The sequence below is a fragment of the Pseudomonas sp. S2_C11 genome, assembly GCF_054668395.1.
Genome location: NZ_CP162765.1, coordinates 4,733,608 through 4,749,448, shown reverse-complemented (window position 1 = coordinate 4,749,448; position 15,841 = coordinate 4,733,608). Strand labels below are relative to the sequence as shown.

12 protein-coding genes are annotated in these 15,841 nt (G+C 60.6%); 3 read left to right on the top strand and 9 right to left on the bottom strand.

Features of this window, described 5'->3' with window-relative positions; translation table 11 throughout:
* Positions 1-262: 262 nt before the first annotated feature.
* Positions 263-5,161, top strand: a complete 4,899-nt coding sequence (locus tag AB4N48_RS21450) for a DUF4329 domain-containing protein (protein ID WP_460094286.1) — start codon at positions 263-265, stop codon at positions 5,159-5,161.
* Positions 5,162-5,212: 51 nt separating this feature from the next.
* On the opposite strand, the gene AB4N48_RS21445 is transcribed toward AB4N48_RS21450, so the two are convergent.
* The 9 genes from AB4N48_RS21445 to cbiE all read right to left on the bottom strand — a co-directional run bounded on the left by AB4N48_RS21445 (position 5,213) and on the right by cbiE (position 13,951).
* A complete protein-coding gene (locus AB4N48_RS21445) occupies positions 5,213-6,586 on the bottom strand; it encodes a PepSY-associated TM helix domain-containing protein (RefSeq protein WP_460094285.1) in 1,374 nt (457 codons plus the stop codon).
* A 144-nt stretch (positions 6,587-6,730) separates the two neighbouring features.
* Positions 6,731-8,851: a TonB-dependent copper receptor gene (locus AB4N48_RS21440; protein WP_423664031.1), complete on the bottom strand. Its 2,121-nt coding sequence runs from the start codon at positions 8,849-8,851 to the stop codon at positions 6,731-6,733.
* A gap of 84 nt (positions 8,852-8,935) precedes the next feature.
* Positions 8,936-9,382, bottom strand: a complete 447-nt coding sequence (locus AB4N48_RS21435) for a DUF2946 domain-containing protein (RefSeq protein WP_076565498.1) — start codon at positions 9,380-9,382, stop codon at positions 8,936-8,938.
* Positions 9,383-9,403: 21 nt separating this feature from the next.
* The gene (locus AB4N48_RS21430; protein ID WP_056787657.1) at positions 9,404-9,883 is read right to left on the bottom strand and encodes a copper chaperone PCu(A)C; all 480 of its coding nucleotides are present in this window, start codon (positions 9,881-9,883) and stop codon (positions 9,404-9,406) included.
* A gap of 48 nt (positions 9,884-9,931) precedes the next feature.
* Positions 9,932-10,330: a DUF2946 domain-containing protein gene (locus tag AB4N48_RS21425; RefSeq protein WP_041480684.1), complete on the bottom strand. Its 399-nt coding sequence runs from the start codon at positions 10,328-10,330 to the stop codon at positions 9,932-9,934.
* 48 nt (positions 10,331-10,378) lie between these two features.
* Positions 10,379-10,690 (bottom strand): hypothetical protein, encoded by a 312-nt coding sequence (locus AB4N48_RS21420; protein ID WP_406228156.1) that lies wholly within the window; start codon positions 10,688-10,690, stop codon positions 10,379-10,381.
* Between the two features lie 246 nt (positions 10,691-10,936).
* Positions 10,937-11,653 carry a cobalt-precorrin-6A reductase gene (locus AB4N48_RS21415; RefSeq protein ID WP_460094283.1) on the bottom strand — a complete coding sequence of 239 codons (717 nt, stop codon included), beginning with the start codon at positions 11,651-11,653 and terminating at the stop codon, positions 10,937-10,939.
* Entirely contained in the window at positions 11,650-12,747 is a 1,098-nt protein-coding gene (locus AB4N48_RS21410) for a cobalt-precorrin-5B (C(1))-methyltransferase (RefSeq protein WP_460094281.1), read from the bottom strand. The genes AB4N48_RS21415 and AB4N48_RS21410 overlap by 4 nt, the downstream gene beginning before the upstream one ends.
* A complete protein-coding gene (gene cbiE / locus AB4N48_RS21405) occupies positions 12,740-13,951 on the bottom strand; it encodes a precorrin-6y C5,15-methyltransferase (decarboxylating) subunit CbiE (protein ID WP_406228159.1) in 1,212 nt (403 codons plus the stop codon). The genes AB4N48_RS21410 and cbiE overlap by 8 nt, the downstream gene beginning before the upstream one ends.
* A 225-nt stretch (positions 13,952-14,176) precedes the next feature.
* On the opposite strand from cbiE, the gene AB4N48_RS21400 reads away from it, so the two are divergent.
* Together AB4N48_RS21400 and AB4N48_RS21395 are read left to right on the top strand one after the other, a co-directional pair.
* A complete protein-coding gene (locus tag AB4N48_RS21400) occupies positions 14,177-14,848 on the top strand; it encodes a hypothetical protein (RefSeq protein ID WP_150638214.1) in 672 nt (223 codons plus the stop codon).
* Complete coding sequence (locus AB4N48_RS21395) at positions 14,772-15,809, top strand: hypothetical protein (protein ID WP_406228161.1); 1,038 nt, start codon at positions 14,772-14,774, stop codon at positions 15,807-15,809. Before AB4N48_RS21400 ends, AB4N48_RS21395 begins: the two co-directional genes overlap by 77 nt.
* Positions 15,810-15,841: the final 32 nt, after the last annotated feature.

The window sequence follows — 15,841 nt, the reverse complement described above, 5'->3', positions numbered from 1 at the left end:
CTCCATGAACATTCGATTTTTTCTGGTTGGCAGATGCGGACGACTGAAGCTGTGTTTTGCAAAGGCTGTGCCCGGTCGCGTTCAGGCAAGAAAATGTCGTGCCAGAGCGCTTGCGCGCTGAAACCGTGCACCAGGAGGGGACGGTAGTCGGCCGATGGTGCGTCGAGTTGCGCCAGATTGGGGCGCCCGCTGGCACTCAGATGCGGATACAAAAGCGATAACCCTGTACCACAGCTCGAGAAAACCGAAGGGCCACACTCAGTTGCTCATCCGATTCTCAGCGCAGGTTTTTATGAGTCATGTCTCAGGCCGATCCGGTCGTACCGCAAGTTCTTCAGCAACGTTCAAGCTGCCCCCACTGAGCCCGGCTTTTCTGACTGAAGAAGACGCCGCCTATTGGGCGCACACACGAATTCCACTCAACCCGGACAAAGAGTACGGCAGCGTGGTCCTGCTGCGACCGGACGGGAAATTCCTCGCCACCTCTCCCATCGCAGGTGAAGCCACGCGCTTCGACTTCGGCACGATTGTGCAGACCGATGCCCTTGGCGGCATGCTCCATCCGCTGGGCTACCGATGTATCGCCAGCGTACACAGCCATCCGCCGCTACATGACCAGTTCCGCAATGGCAATCGGCGTCAGGATGAAACCCTGCTCAGGTTGTTCATGAGCTTCTATTCAGGCGGCGATTTCATTGGCGATGTGTCGGCGCGGGATTTTTTCCGCAGCGCTTACCTTTCAGGCCCGGATGGCAGCTTGCTCAAATACGTCTCGAGCGGCTCGCCCGAGGAACGCGACTACTTCCTCTGGCAGCAGTCCGGCGGGCCGTCGGGCCATCCGGCGGGGGCCTATGACGTGATGGCGGTGATCAACAAGCTGGCGACCGTGGGTGAACTCAAAGTCATTGTTTCGAATGCCGACTGGGGCTACTCGGTGGGGCGCGTACCTGCGGACTGGAAGGCCGGCGCGTCGTTCTCCACGGGTGTGGTCACCGAACTGCCGCTGATGACCCGGGTATGCGTCAATGCCGAACGCGCCGTGCTTGCCGCCTTGAAATCAAGAGGCGCGCAGACGACAGGCCTGATCTTGAAAAAACTGACCGGCGAGGAGTATGTCGCCACCCATGCGCGCCCGGCCGGACTGGCGGCATGGGATCCTGAGCGAATATTTCCGGTTGATGCCCAGGGGCAATTGCAGCTGCCCAGGGGTTATTTGCTGGAGGGCTTTTACTTCGCCTCGCGGCCCGACCCTGCACAGTTTCCGCCCGCTCAGCCGTGGCTCTACGAGAACTTCTTCACGCCCCGAGAGATCGCCGTCGCTATCGAAGCGAATGCCCGCAGCCAACATCTGGCGCAAGCAGGGCGTGCGTTGTCGCTGTACATGCGGGCGCAGGATCATGCGATGTTGAAGTACCGCTTCAGCGGCGATTCGATCGAAGCGGCACTGAGCGTTACGCAGTCGGACGGCACGGTAAGTGACAATGGTGTGCAGGCAAGGCTGGCCGCCGGCACACTGGATACCCGCGCATTTGTCTCGATGCTGGTACTGGCTGGCACCCTGGAGGTCGTGCGCGGCAGTGCGCTGTGGGCAAATCTGGGGTCGGTGGATCTGCAGTGGCAACCGTTCGCCAACTTCCCCTGGCCGCGATTGAGCGGTGTTTTTCTGTGCGCCGATGATGCCGCTCGTCATGCCCATGAACTCGCCGGCGTGCGCCGTGACAAACCTTACGCCGGATATGTTTTTCAGCGCAGCGACCAGCGTTTCGTGGTGTCCGAGCCGTCGCCGGGAGATATCGACACGCTCAGCCAGGGCAGGCTTTATCCGATGGACAATCATGGGCGTCCGGTCTTTCCCGACGACCATGTGCTGCACGCCCGTTACGTCTCTCACATTGCCATGTCGCAACTTTTGCCGGTGGATACGGAGCTTTTTGGCTGGGCGTATCAGGAAGCGGCTGTGAGCTTGCAGATGTTGAGTGTGGCGGAGGTCAGGCAGGTTCTGTTCGACGAGATTGCCTTGTATGTCAGCGCGGCGCCGGACAGTCTCGTCAGGTATGAGGTCAACGGATCTGCGGGCTCCGCGGAATTGGCCCGGCGCCTGGGCACGCGTCAGCATCCTGGCGCCCTGGCGCTGGAGTTGGACAGCGGCCGTAAACGCCCGCAGGACTTCATTCGTGAACAGGCAGCGGCCGGACTTTTAACGGTTCTGATCGATAATGAACTGTGGGGCTATCGCGGGCGGGTGCCGCCTGCCTGGTCGCTGCGCACCACGCCCGCGCCTTCGCCCGCGCCGCAGTTGCCGGTGGTGCAACTGCCGCCGCTGCTGTATCCCCAACCGGACAGAGACAAGCCGATCCTGCCCAAACCCACGCCACTCCCGCAGCCGCAAGTCCCGTTGCCGCCGTTGACATTGCCGTTGCCCTGGAAACGCTTGGAAGGTGTGGCATTCGGCGCGATTTTCCCCTCGGCGGATGAGGCTGCACGGGACCGATGCATGGGGGACTTTCGTCCACAGGGCGAAACGCGCGCGTACTTCGGCTTCATTCTCAGGCACAAGAGCCGGCCAGAGTATGTGGCTACCGAGCTGGTGCCCGTCAGTGATCAAGGCAAAAATCTGTTCAGGCTCGATTCGGTTTTCGCCGACCTGCCCTCAGAGCCCTGGCATGCGTTGCCCGAGGGCTTCGAACTGCACGGCAATTTTTATGCGTCGCAACGAGCCGGTGATCCGACGAAAAGCCCGGATGAATGGCTGGCGCATTACTTCATCTCGCCGGACCACCTGACAGCCTCGATGTATTACGGCGGCCGGCGCCCGGTCATGGTGTCGGACGCTCCCGCAGCGCTTTATATCGCCGTGCGCGATGGTGCTTTGCTCAAATATGTGTGGAGCAAGTCCAGCAAACTGTTTCATGACGCCTCGTCCCAGCGCACGCTTGAACAGATCAAAAGCGATCTGGCCGCTGGCAACCGTCTACCGACCGACTTTATCCATGAGGTCGCCAGCAGCGGCGAGCTGTCCGTCATGCGCACCGGTCTGTGCTGGGACCGGGCGGGGCTGGTGCCAGCCACCTGGCAACCGTACGCAAATCTCGAACGGCGCCGGCTCGGTCCGGTCTTTCTGACGGCTGACGACGCGGCCGTCCACGCCAGGACACTCGTGCCTCTGGTGACCGACAGGGTGCATGGCGGGCTGATTCTGGAGACGGTCGATAAGCGCTACGTCGCCACAGTGCCTGTTGAAGTCAGCCATGAGGATTTTGATTTCACCGATATCTGCCCTGAGGAAAGTCGCGCCGCCGGATTGTTTCCTGCGGGTTGTCGCATCGTGGCGCGGTACCGCTCGCGCGTCGCCCAAGAGGTGTCATTGGTCTTGGCGCCTGTGCAAAAGCAGGTGTACCAGAACGTGTTTTCGGTCGAGGTGCTGGAGTCGGCGTTCAACAAACGCGGCATTAAAGAGGAATACCGGGTGGCGGCGGACGGTTCGCTGATTCGCTATACACCCGGCCCACGGGATGAATACCTGTTCTGTCCGGATGGCGCGGTGATTGGCTATCGGCCGCAAGCCGAACTGCTTTCGCAGCTGCTTGATCAGGGCGAGCGGCTGTCCGTCGTCGATGCAAAAGCGATAAGACAGCGCTTGCGCGATCGGCAATTGAAACCCGTCGAATGGGTGAACGATCTGGCCAGGGCCGGGCGTCTGTGGGTGGTCGCCGCAAGCGCGATCTGGGGGCAACCGCGCCAGATAGTCCAGTGGGCACCGTACTCCGGGGATCTGTTGCCGGCCGCCGATTATGACAAGGCGTTGAGCCGCCCGGTCGGCAGCCCGCTGTTCATCCAGGCAGACGCTGCCGTGCGTTACGCTCATCAACTGTCGTTGAGCAGGGATACGCAGACCTTCGGCTACGTTTTGAACGGCCCTGAAGACCTGTTGGTGTCCACTCTGCCAGTTGCGGTGCAGCGTTCGGGGTTGGCGCTGGATCGGGTTTTCGAACAGGGCAAGCTGCCGTCAGGTTTCAGTCTGAGCGCCATTTATTTGCGAGCAGCGCTGCCACCGCTGGGCGCGCGGCCGGACGATATGCGGCACTTTTTTCTGCTGCCCAACGATGTCCAGGCAGCCTGCGCATGGGCCAACACGCCCCAGGGGTACCGGCCGATCTACTTCTCCTGCGCCGATGGCGCGTTGTTGAAATTGCAACTGCATGCATTCGAGCCCGGCACTTTCTACGATGAGTTCGGGCAAGTGCAACTGCGCCCCAATGCCTTTGTGTCGAAGGTGGAAGCGGCGGTCGATGAGCGGGGCATTGCCAGCGGTACGTTCAGATTTGTCGACTATGTCCAACGGATGGCTCATGCCGGCCGACTTGAGGTAATTGAAACGAGTGAATACTGGTCGCGGCATGGTCAGGTGGATGAACACTGGCAGCCACGGCTGACCGAGGTGTCCAGTGAGCAACGCTGGCGCGAGCATCCGGCGCCAGCGCTGGGACCTGTCTTTCATCATCCCGATGATGCCGCCTGCCATGTTCATGGGCGGGTAGCCGGCCAGGCGGTAATAGGCACCGGTTATGAGAGTGCGATTCTGGCGAACCCGTCCAGCCGTCGCTTCGTTCCGCTTGAGCCGATCGTGTATTTGGCCAACGAGGACAATCCGCTGTTGCGCATACTGCGTACCGTCGCGGATCCGGCTGTCAGTTGGCGCGATCCGGCGCCGCGTTATCCCGAGGGTTACTCGGTGATGGCCACCCATCAATTGCATGTCTCGGGCAACACCACGCTGGCGGCGGACGTGGATCAGGTCTATGCCAATTACGCTGCGCCTTCGCTGGTGCATGCGCACACCCATGCACCCACGGAAAAAGGCCTGCATATCCTGCACTACTACTATTCAACGCCGCACGATGTGCTGCTCAAGTACACACCCATCTATTCAAGGGCGGAAAGAGATCTGTTGCTGACCCGCTCAGCCACTTTCGAGGGCGGACGCTGGATCAGCCGGCTGAGCCCTGGAGAGTTTCTTTCGCGGCTTATGGCGCTGGGTGAGTTTCGGGTGCTGATCGGCGGTTATTACTGGCGCCAGACCGGCCGCATGAACACTACCTGGCGAAGCCGTCGTCAGCAGACCCCGACACCCGGAACCGTGCGCTTGCGCGACGAGTTGTAAATGAAATGAATGAACAGGCGCGGGCCGCCGCAACGGCCCGCGCCCGTCACATCAACGCTGCACCTGCGCGGCGCGTTGGCCAAGTCGGGGCACGAGAAACCGGTCGAGCAACCAGACCACCACCAGCGACGCCCCCACCAGTGGAAACACCACCGCCAGCACCAGCATGATCACCACGCCGGTTTTCCACTTCGGCAGGTCATGGCGCAGCGGCGGCACACCGAATTTGCCTTCAGGCCGACGCTTCCACCAGATCACCACGCCGCTGACGGCGCTGAGCAGAATCATCAGGCAGATCAGCAGCACGACAATCTGGTTGAAGGTGCCGAACATCTTGCCTTCGTGCAGCATCACGCCGATTTCCGTGGCGCGCGCGACGGTGCCGTAGTGCTCGAAGCGGACATCGGCGAGGACCTTGCCGGTGTACTGATCGACGTGCAGGGTGGCGTCGTTGCGCGGGTCATCGGCGAACACGGCAATGGTGAACACGCCGGTGGCGGTGGTCGGCAGGGTGATGCTGTAGCCCGGTTCAACCTTGCGTTCACTGGCGATGTTCTGCACGTCCTGCAGGCTGATCGCGGGTGCTGCGGGGCCGGCATGGGCATTGCCGTGATTCATGTGTTCGGCGTGGTCGCCGGACATCGGCATCGGCGTATTTTCCATCGCCCATGGCACGGTCTGGCGGGTGGCGCTGTTGAGGCTGCGTGCCTCGATGTCGGAGGTCGGCACGTTGTCCCACATCGCTGCCGGAAACACGTTCCACACCTGCGCGTATTGCTTGCCCCAGAAACCGGTCCAGGTCATGCCACTGAGCAACATCACCAACAGCAATGTCGCGCCCCAGAAACCGGTGACGGCATGCAGATCGCGCCACAACACTCGACCGCGGCTGTTCAAACGCGGCCATAGAATGCCCGCCGCCTGACCACGCGGCCACCACAGGAACAGCCCCGAGACCACCAGCACCACGCCCCAGCCAGCGGCCATTTCGATCAGGCGATCGCCGACTGTGCCGATCATCAATTCGCCGTGGATCGCACGGGCGATGGCTTGCAGGTTCTGCTTGGCATCCTGCTCGCCGAGGATGTCACCGTGGTGCGGATCGACGAACACGTTGAGTTCATGACCGGCGTTCTTCACCACGAATTGCGCGCTGCGCTCAGCATTCAACGGCGGCAGATACTGAGTGACCTGGCCTTGTGGGTAAGCGCTTTTCACCCGTTGCAGCAAGTCATCGGCCGGCACCGTGTGGTGCCCGGCCGGCACTTCGAGCAGGCTGCTGTACATCAGCGAATCGAGCTGCGGTTTGAACAGATAAATGATCCCGGTCAGGGCCAGCATCACCATGAACGGCGCGACGAACAGCCCGGCATAGAAATGCCAGCGCCAGGCCAGGTTGTAGAAATTGGGTTGAGGCTTTTGCATCACGTGTGCTCCGCTTGGCTTGGTTCTTTTCGTTGTCTGTTTACCTGCGGGAGTGAGCCTGCTCGCGAAGCGGTTGTTCAGTCGATATCGATGCCGACCGTGGCGCCGTCTTCGCGAGCAGGCTCGCTCCTACATGGGTGGGTGTCAGAAACTCATATCCACTTTGGTCCAGAGCGTGCGCCCCGGTTCATTGAGCGCTTGCGGGTCGTTGGCCGGATAGCCGAAGCCGGCATTGCCGGCCAGATTCAGGTGTTCGGCGTAGGCTTTGCCGAACAGGTTGTCGACGCCGCTGCTGACCTTCCAGTGCTGGTTGATGCGGTACGCGCCGTTGAGCGAGAACACGCCGAAGCCCGAGCTCTGGGCGTAATCCTTGCCGACCACGTTGCCCTTGTTCGCGTCGATGCGGTGCTGCGCGGCGACCACTCGCCACAATGCGCCGGCGCTCCACTTGGCCTCGCTGTAGGTCAGGCCGAAGCGCGCATCCAGCGGCGGCATCTGCGGTAATGCCGAGCCGTCACTGCTGTTCTTGCCCCAGGCATAGGCCAGGGTCGCATCGGCTTTCCAGTTGTCGGTCAGGTTGTAGGCAGCTCCGAGTTCGCCACCCATGATCCGCGCGTCGATGTTCTCGGCGCGCGAGGTGCTCATGCCCATCATTCCCGGCGTGTAGTCGAACAGGATGTAATCGCGTACCACACCGATGTAACCCGAGGCCCAGGCTTCGAGGTCGGCGCTCTTGTAGTTCACGCCGAAGTCGAACTGCGTGGTCTTTTCCGGTTTGATCGAGTCGAACGCATTGACCGATCCTGCCGGGCCGGACTTGGGCGAAAACAACTCCCAGTAATCCGGGAAGCGTTGCGCATGGCCGAGGCCTGCATAGAGCGTGGTCGGGCTGTCGGCCAGATCGTGTTCATAGCGCACGAAGCCACTGGGTAACGTGTCGGCGCGGCTGTCGTCGGCGGTCTGGTTGGGGCGGGACATCATCCCCGACCCTGTGGTTTGCCGGTAATCCTTGGCCGAGGCGCGATCGACCCGAGCGCCAGTGATCAAGCGATCACGCTCGGTGGCGTACCAGGTCATTTCGCTGAACACACCGTAATTGTGGAAATCGGCGTCCTTGCTGTACGGCAGCTCCTTGTAGGTATCGATGCCCATTGAGCTGCGCTGACGGTGCTCGTTGGTCTGTGCGTCGAGGCCGGTGATCAGCTGAACATCAGCCCAGCGCCAGGTTGCTTTGATCCGTGCACCGAGGGTACGACGGTCGACGTTGGACGCCATCGGTCCCGCCATCATGCCGGTGCCGGACGGGGTGCGCAGGGTGTAGTTGTCCATCACATGGTCGGCGTAGTTGTAGTAGACCTGCGCTTCCAGTTTTTCCAGCACCTCGCTGATGTTGGATTTTTCCAAGCGCAGACCGAGGCTCTCGCGCAGGAACTGCGAACCGTCCATGCCGCGCCCGGCATACCGTGCCTCGCCATCGCCCTTGCCGGCGGTGAGTTCGATCAGGGTGTCGGCATCCGGCGTCCAGCCCAGTGCGATATCGCCGTTCCACTTGTCGTAACGCGAGGCGACGATGTCGTTGTTGCCGTCGCGATAGTCATCGGAATGCGCAGTGTTGCCGATCACCCGCACGTAACCCAGAGGACCGCCGGCAGCGGCGTCGACAACCTTGTCGAAACGCCCATGCGAGCCCGCCAGGAGGCTGGCGTTGACGCGCGTGCCGAGTTCGCCGAAGTTCTCCGGCTCACGGTCGAACAGCACCGTACCGGCCGATGCGCCCGGACCCCACAGGACGGTTTGCGGGCCTTTGATCACCGTGAGGCTGTCGTAGGTTTCCGGCGAGATGTACGAGGTCGGCGCGTCCATCCGTCCAGGGCAAGCGCCGAGCATCATGCTGCCGTTGGTGAGGATGTTCAGCCGCGAACCGAACATGCCGCGCAGCACCGGATCGCCGTTGGTGCCGCCATTGCGCACCAGAGCGAAGCCGGGAATGGTCTTCAGGTAATCGCCGCCGTCACTGGCCGGCACCGGTTGGCGCGGATCCTTGGGGTTGGTGACGATCGTCAGTGGCGAGCTCGGGGCGATGGCAGTGATCACCGTCGGGCTCAGTTCATGTTCATGGCCGGCGTGAGCGTCGGCCAGCGCCAGCGGTGTCAGCAGTACGCCGCAAAGGACGGCAATAGCGTGCCTGCAACGAATCCGCGATTCGTTCAGGGCAAAGTGCGCGCGGGCAGATTCCGCGCAGGGGACAGCAGTAAACCTGGACATGACAATTTCCATCGAACAGTCGTAAACACCACGGTCGGCAGCCTGGCGCTGTCTTCTCAACCGTGTGCAATCAGAGGTGCGTGTTTACGTGGCGATGGGCGGGGCGCGGGTGCGGGCGCCGGGGAAGAAGGGTTGGCGGGCATGGCCCAGACGCGGGGAGGGTGGGGTGAAGGTGTTGGGTGGCGGGATGTTGAAAGCGACGAAATCGCCGCCGCCGGTCAGCGCCGGGCAATTGAACAGCAGGCTGCAATAGCCGCACTTTTCCCACAGCACGTGATGCGAAGATTGCGGCGGGCAATGCTCGGCAGCAGGCTGGGCGTCATGGCCGCTGTGATCCATGCCGGGCATGTCCATCGACATGTCCATGCTCATTGGCATCGACGTCGAGGCGTGCTGATCCATCGGCATCGACTGAGAAATCAGTGGACCGATGAAGATCATCAACATGGCGAACAGGGCGATCCAGCTGCCACGCGTCAGCGCTTGAGTCTGACGGTGATGCGGGACGGGCCTGGCGCGCAACGGACGCATGGGCGAAGTCAGCCGAAACAGTTACTGAGCGTGCACGTGGCCCTGGGCGGATTCCGGCGGTTTCTTCTGCACGGCAACTTCAACGCTGACGTCACCTGCTTTTTCGAAATGCAGGGTCATCGGGAAGCGCTTGCCGTCGCTGAGCAGACTGCGATCGCTCGGGTTGAGCAGCATCACGTGATAAGCCATCGGCGCGAAGGTCACGGTGCCGCCGGCGGGGATTTGCACGCTTGGCACCTGCTGCATCTTCATCAGATCGCCCTGCATGACGTGCTCATGCAACTGCGCTTGTGCAGCGATGGGCGAGTCGACGCTGAGCAGGCGATCGGCGCTTTTGCCGGTGTTGTGAATGATGAAATAGGCGGCGACGGTCGGCGCATTCGGCGGCAGTTCCTGCGACCACGGATGGGCGATTTCCAGCGCACCCACCTTGTATTCGTGGGCATGGGCAAAGCACGCCGGCAAAAGCAGCGCAGCGAGGACGAAGAGTTTCTTCAACATGGCAGTTCTCCAGAACGATTTGAAACGCGGATTCAGGGCGCGAACCAATCAGACCAGAGGGGAGGCACGGGGATTGAGACTCGGCCATTGCTGGCGCGGCGTCGGGGTTTGCAGGGAGGCGGGCGCAACGCTGCGGTTGCTTTCAAATTGCGCGAAATACAGCTGCGGCGAATGCCCCGGCAGCGCCAGCAATGGCGCCCCGCCTGAGCAACACCAGCAGTGCTGCATGTTCGAATGGTTGTCGTTTTGCGGGGCCTTCTGATCCGTGGCACCGATGTCGATCGCCACCATCTTCATGCCGCTGCCGGTGCAGAAACTGCTCCACAGTATCTGCTCGGCCGGTGAACTGGCCGCCTGCGCCATCGCCCCGCTCAGCGGCATGGCGAGCATGTTGAACAGCACTGCAAAGCAGGCGATCCAGGCAAATGCTAACCGGCGTCGGTTCATGGGACAGGTCCGTTGGGTGGGCGATCAGGCGCGGCCCATTTAGCCTGATCAGGGCCGATAAGTAAAAAAGCGTCGTGCGGTTTGGTGTCGCAGTGCTTGCTGCAAAAGTTGTAACAGTCTGCGCCCCGTTTCGATTTCGCCGCTGTGAATGAGTGTAGCGGCTTCGACTCGCAATGCCTGGGCGAAATCCGCATCGGTCTCTATTCGTGCTCGTATGGTCTGCATAACGTCTCGACCTGCTGCTCGGTTAAGTTGCCCATCTCCCGAGTCTTCCAGTTCACAGCCCTTGATGTATTGGCCCAGATCCGCTGGGGTTTTCAGGTAGTCCCGAACGTCAAAAGGAAGAAATTTCTCTGACATTGAATATCACGCCTTTGAGTTCAAAGGCCGAAGGGTAAGTGGTGTGCCTGAACGCTGAAAGTCGGTGTTGTTTTGAATTTATGTGGGTGGTGTCTGGCCGGGTTGTAGGAATCGAGACATAAATTCCGCCGAGCCGGAGTCATGTGGGAGCGAGCCTGCTCGCGAAAGCGCTGTGTCAGACAATGGAAGGCTACTGGTGCTGACGTCTTCGCGAGCAGGCTCGCTCCCACAAAGGGCCGTGCCGATTCAGTGGGAAAGGGCAGCGAGGACTTCAGCGACTGATTCAAACTCCCGATCAACCCCCGGCAACCCCGGGCGCTTCAACACCAGCACCGGAACGCCACGCTCGCGCGCCACTTCAAGCTTCGGCTCGGTGGCGCTGCTGCCGCTGTTCTTGCTGATCAATACATCGATCTGCCGGCGCTCGAACAGCGCTCGCTCGTCTTCCAGCAGAAACGGCCCACGGGCGCCGATCACTTCGCAGCGCGTGTTGCCGGGATAAACGTCGAGAGCGCGCAGAGTCCAGAACTGGTGGGCGGGGATTTCGTCGAGGTGTTGCAGCGGTTCACGGCCGAGGGTGAACAGCGGGCGGTGGAACGGTTTCAGGGCGGCGATGAGTTCGGCCCAGTCACTGACCTCGCGCCAGTCATCGCCTGCTTGCGGTTGCCAGGCGGGCCGGCGCAAGGCCCAGCAGGGGATGCCGGCGAGCTGTGCCGCGCGGGCGGCGTTGGCGCTGATTTGTGCGGCGTACGGATGCGTGGCGTCGAGCAGCAGATCGACGCGTTCATCGGCGATGAACTGCGCCAGACCCTCAGCGCCGCCATAGCCGCCGACCCGAACCTGGCAGCGCAAATCGCTCGGCACCCGGCCAACACCAGCGAGGCTGTAGATATGTTGTGGGCCGAGCGTGCGGGCAATCGCCAGCGCTTCAGTCACGCCGCCGAGCAGCAAGATCCGTTTCATGCAAAACCTCCGGCGTGCCCGACAATCCCGCCCTGACGATCAATGGCAAACACCTCGACCTGGACCTGTGCCGGCACGACGCTACTGGCGAAATTCAACGCATGGCGGCAAACCTCATCCCCCAAAGCGATGCCCGCCGCGCTGGCCATGGCCAAGGCTTGTTGGCTGGTATTGGCTTCGCGAATGCCTTGTTGCAATGCCGCATCCGCGCCAATCGCCGCCGCCCACTCGGCCAGTTGCGGCAAATCGATGCTCGAATGCCGTGAGTGCAGATCCATATGCCCGGCGGCGAGTTTGCTGATCTTGCCGAAGCCGCCGCACAGGCTGAGTTTATCCACAGGTACTTTGCGCAGATGCTTGAGCACCGCACCGACGAAATCACCCATCTCGATCAGGGCGATTTCCGGCAGGTCATAGACCCGGCGCATGGTGTCTTCGCTGGCGTTGCCGGTGCACGCGGCGATGTGCAGATAACCATTGGTTTTCGCTACGTCGATGCCCTGATGAATCGAGGCGATGTAAGCGGCGCAGGAAAATGGCCGGACGATGCCGCTGGTGCCGAGGATCGACAGGCCGCCAAGAATGCCCAGCCGTGGATTCATGGTTTTCAGCGCCAGTTCTGCGCCGCCCTCGACATTGACTGTGACTTCGAAGCCGCCGCCATAACCGGTTTCGGCGGCGAGCAAGGCGAGGTGATCGCTGATCATTTTGCGCGGCACCGGATTGATCGCCGGCTCGCCGACGGCCAATACCAGGCCGGGTCGGGTCACCGTGCCGACGCCGACACCGGCGTTGAAGTGGATTCCCGGTTCGGCGGACAGTCGCACCTGTGAATAGAGCAGGGCGCCGTGAGTGACGTCAGGGTCATCGCCAGCATCCTTGATCGTACCGGCCTCGGCGCCGCCCTCGCTCAAGCGGCAGAACTCCAGGCGCATCTGCACCTGTTTGCCCTTGGGCAGCGTGATGTGCACCGCGTCGGCGCTGATGCCGGTGAGCAACAGGCGCGCGGCGGCGAGGCTGGTGGCGGTGGCGCAGCTGCCGGTGGTGAGGCCGCTGCGCAGGGGCGCGGGTTGTTCGGCGGTTTCGTCACGCATCGAGGGGTTTGACCAGTTCCAGCAGGGTGATCGGCAATGCCTGACGCCAGGTGTCGAACTCGCCGAGCGGTTGCGCCTGGGCGACATGAATGCGCGTCAGCTCACCGCCGTATTGTTCGCGCCAGTGCATCAGGGTGACTTCGCTTTGCAGGGTCACGGCGTTGGCCACCAGACGGGCGCCGGGCTTGAGCTGGTCCCAGCAGGTCTCGAATACACCCTCACGGGTGACGCCGCCGCCGATGAAAACAGCGTCTGGACGTTCAAGGCCATTGAGCGCTTGCGGCGCCTTGCCGCGAATCAGGTGCAAGCCGGGTACGCCCAGCGCATCGCGGTTGTGTTCGATCAATTGCTGACGGCCCTCGTCGGCCTCGACCGCGATGGCGCGACAGCTCGGGTGCGCACGCATCCACTCGATGCCGATCGAACCGCTGCCGGCGCCGACATCCCAGAGCAGTTCGCCGGGCTTCGGCGCCAGGCGGGCGAGGGTGATGGCGCGCACGTCGCGCTTGGTCAGCTGGCCGTCGTGACGGAACGCCGAATCGGGCAGACCGGCGAGGCGTGACAGGCCGGTAACACCGGGGTCGGCCAGGCACTCGACAGCGACGACGTTGAGGTCGGCGACCGCCGCATCGCTCCATTTGCTGGCGCTGCGTTCGATACGTCGCTCGGCGTCGCCGCCCAGATGCTCCAGAACAGTCATGCGACTTGGGCCGAAACCACGTTCGCAGAGCAATTGCGCAACGGCGGCCGGGCTGCTGCCGTCATTGCTCAGCAACAACAGACGCACGCCGCTGAACAGATGCGCATTGAGCGCCGCCAGCGGACGCGCCACCAGCGACACAATCGTCACCTCCTGCAACGGCCAGCCCAGGCGCGCCGCCGCCAGTGCGCAGGACGAAGGGGCGGGAATGATCGACATCTCGGCGCTCGGCACCTGACGCGCCAGGCTGGCACCGACGCCGTAGAACATCGGATCACCGCTGGCCAGCACGCAGACCGGCGCGCCACGCGACTCGAGCACCGGCGCTAGGGAAAACGGACTCGGCCACAATTGCCGCTCGCCGCCGATGCACGGCGGCAGCAGATCCAGCTGACGCTGGCCGCCGACGATCCGCGAAGCGCCCATCAGAGCACGCCGGGCGTTCTTGCCCAGGCCTTTGAAGCCGTCTTCACCAATACCCACAACGGTCAGCCAATCGCCCATTTCATACTCCAGATCCTGCGTCCAGCGAAGCGGGCGACATGATAACGCGACAATCGATAACTGGCTGCTGTCCTTTTTTGAGGATCGCCGACATTCAATGTTTACATTGTCTTTTGTGATTTTTCGAGTTCTTCGCAAGTATTGAATTGGCGTTCCGCTGGAAGTGCTTGTGGCTATCCGGAAGGTACTTTTTTAGTAAATTGAACAATCAAATGGATAATTGAAATGAGCGATGTTTTGAACAGTATCTCAGCACTGCCCGACCAAGGCAGTGCGACGGTGATGGGGAATAATCTGTTGTCCTACTTTTCCGGGTTGACTGCGGAAGACAAACGATTCGTCAAAGACAGTATGCGCTGGGCAGAGTACAGAGCCGATTTGCGTCATAACAGAAACAGTGAGCCAGCTGCTTGGTTCGAATATTATTCCGGGGTGCTTTGGTCTGTCGGCTGGAGCCTGGAACAAGCTCCGGTAATCCATGTTGACAAGAACTTTACCGGCAATGCGCTGGACGTCTGGGCGCGATCCTTGTCGCAACAACTAAGTCGGGAGAAAGTCGCGCTAATGAAGGAAGCGTTCCATATGCTTGAGACACATTCGGACGCCATAGACGTATTTAGAGGCAGCGCTCGGGAATGGAGCGATTTTCGTTTTTCTCCTGCTCAGTACAATTTCAATAGGGAGTTGGAGATTGTCGTCAGTAATGTTCGCTTGCTTGATGCGAAGTGGTCCTCTACCTATTTGTTCTGGACTATTCAGCATACGGGTTCGGAGCTTGATATCCGCTCCAGGCGCTTTTTGATCAGGTCTGCCGCGATAAATGAAAATCGGCTTCAGTTGGCTGCTGCAGTGCTTGATATGCGCACGCGTGAAATTGAGTTGGCTCGGGGCGCTTGATATTAGTTGTACAGCTTTGTTTGATGGTTTGTATGACGGTCTGAAATTAAATGCATGGATTTTCGATTTGATTAACTCCGGTGCTGTGGTTAGTTTGTTTTCCACACCAAGTCGGTGTTTTAATCATGAAAGGAATTCATTTATGACTGAGCTGAATAAAGATGTAATCTCCGCTGTTGAGCGGTTTAGTTTGATTGCACAAACCAATGAGTTTATCGCTGCGCAGCCAGTGCTGCGCTCGCGTTCGGCAAGTGTTGGCAGTAGCTTGCCGGTTGATAAAGATGAACTGAATGCTGCAATCATGGGCTCGGGTATTGCAGGCTTTGATGCAAGCATGTCCAAGCGCAGCAAGCGAATCGTTAAAAACACCTACATGTACGCTGATCTGGTTGCCTTGCTCAAATATCCGGCGTCCAACCAAAAAGAACAGCGCTATAACGAGTTTATGCGATTGATGAAACTGGCTGGCTGGTTTGCTTTCAGCCAGCCTTATAATCGATATACCGCTACTTCGCAAAAATTGACCATGGATAATGTTGTCCTGTCTGTTCTGCATACCGCTGTTGGTGCAGCAGTAGGACAGGGCCAGGCAGCCCTTAAAGTATTGTCCTCTGTGGCAGATGCGACCATGGATGCGCTGAAAAATGAACCACAGGCCCTGACGCTGTTCGAGAACAACTCGAAGAAAGCCGAAGGTGGCAACTTTTGCATGAGTGCGGCTTCGCAGGATGATGAGGGTGGTATCACCCTGGCAATCGCTGCTGTGCAATATCTGGCTTCGGCTCAACCTACCAAAGTACTGTTTGTAGAATGGGCAACATCTGCTGTGGAGATTTATAACGCCGGTGCCACGATGTATATGGATGAGGAAGACTATGCAATGGTAGAACCATTGATTGTCAAGGCTCTGACGGAGCAACGTGAGAAAGCGCTCAGCTACGAATTTGGCCAATCGGTCTGAAAGTGATTAATGCCAGAGGCGCAAGCCTCTGG

Excerpts from the sequence above, each read along its gene's own strand:
- AB4N48_RS21445 (WP_460094285.1), bottom strand. The coding sequence starts at position 6,586 with ATGCAAAAGCCTCAACCCAATTTCTACAACCTGGCCTGGCGCTGGCAT.
- AB4N48_RS21440 (WP_423664031.1), bottom strand. The coding sequence starts at position 8,851 with ATGTCCAGGTTTACTGCTGTCCCCTGCGCGGAATCTGCCCGCGCGCAC.
- AB4N48_RS21435 (WP_076565498.1), bottom strand. The coding sequence starts at position 9,382 with ATGCGTCCGTTGCGCGCCAGGCCCGTCCCGCATCACCGTCAGACTCAA.
- AB4N48_RS21430 (WP_056787657.1), bottom strand. The coding sequence starts at position 9,883 with ATGTTGAAGAAACTCTTCGTCCTCGCTGCGCTGCTTTTGCCGGCGTGC.
- AB4N48_RS21425 (WP_041480684.1), bottom strand. The coding sequence starts at position 10,330 with ATGAACCGACGCCGGTTAGCATTTGCCTGGATCGCCTGCTTTGCAGTG.
- AB4N48_RS21420 (WP_406228156.1), bottom strand. The coding sequence starts at position 10,690 with ATGTCAGAGAAATTTCTTCCTTTTGACGTTCGGGACTACCTGAAAACC.
- AB4N48_RS21415 (WP_460094283.1), bottom strand. The coding sequence starts at position 11,653 with ATGAAACGGATCTTGCTGCTCGGCGGCGTGACTGAAGCGCTGGCGATT.
- AB4N48_RS21410 (WP_460094281.1), bottom strand. The coding sequence starts at position 12,747 with ATGCGTGACGAAACCGCCGAACAACCCGCGCCCCTGCGCAGCGGCCTC.
- cbiE (WP_406228159.1), bottom strand. The coding sequence starts at position 13,951 with ATGGGCGATTGGCTGACCGTTGTGGGTATTGGTGAAGACGGCTTCAAA.
- AB4N48_RS21400 (WP_150638214.1), top strand. The coding sequence starts at position 14,177 with ATGAGCGATGTTTTGAACAGTATCTCAGCACTGCCCGACCAAGGCAGT.
- AB4N48_RS21395 (WP_406228161.1), top strand. The coding sequence starts at position 14,772 with ATGAAAATCGGCTTCAGTTGGCTGCTGCAGTGCTTGATATGCGCACGC.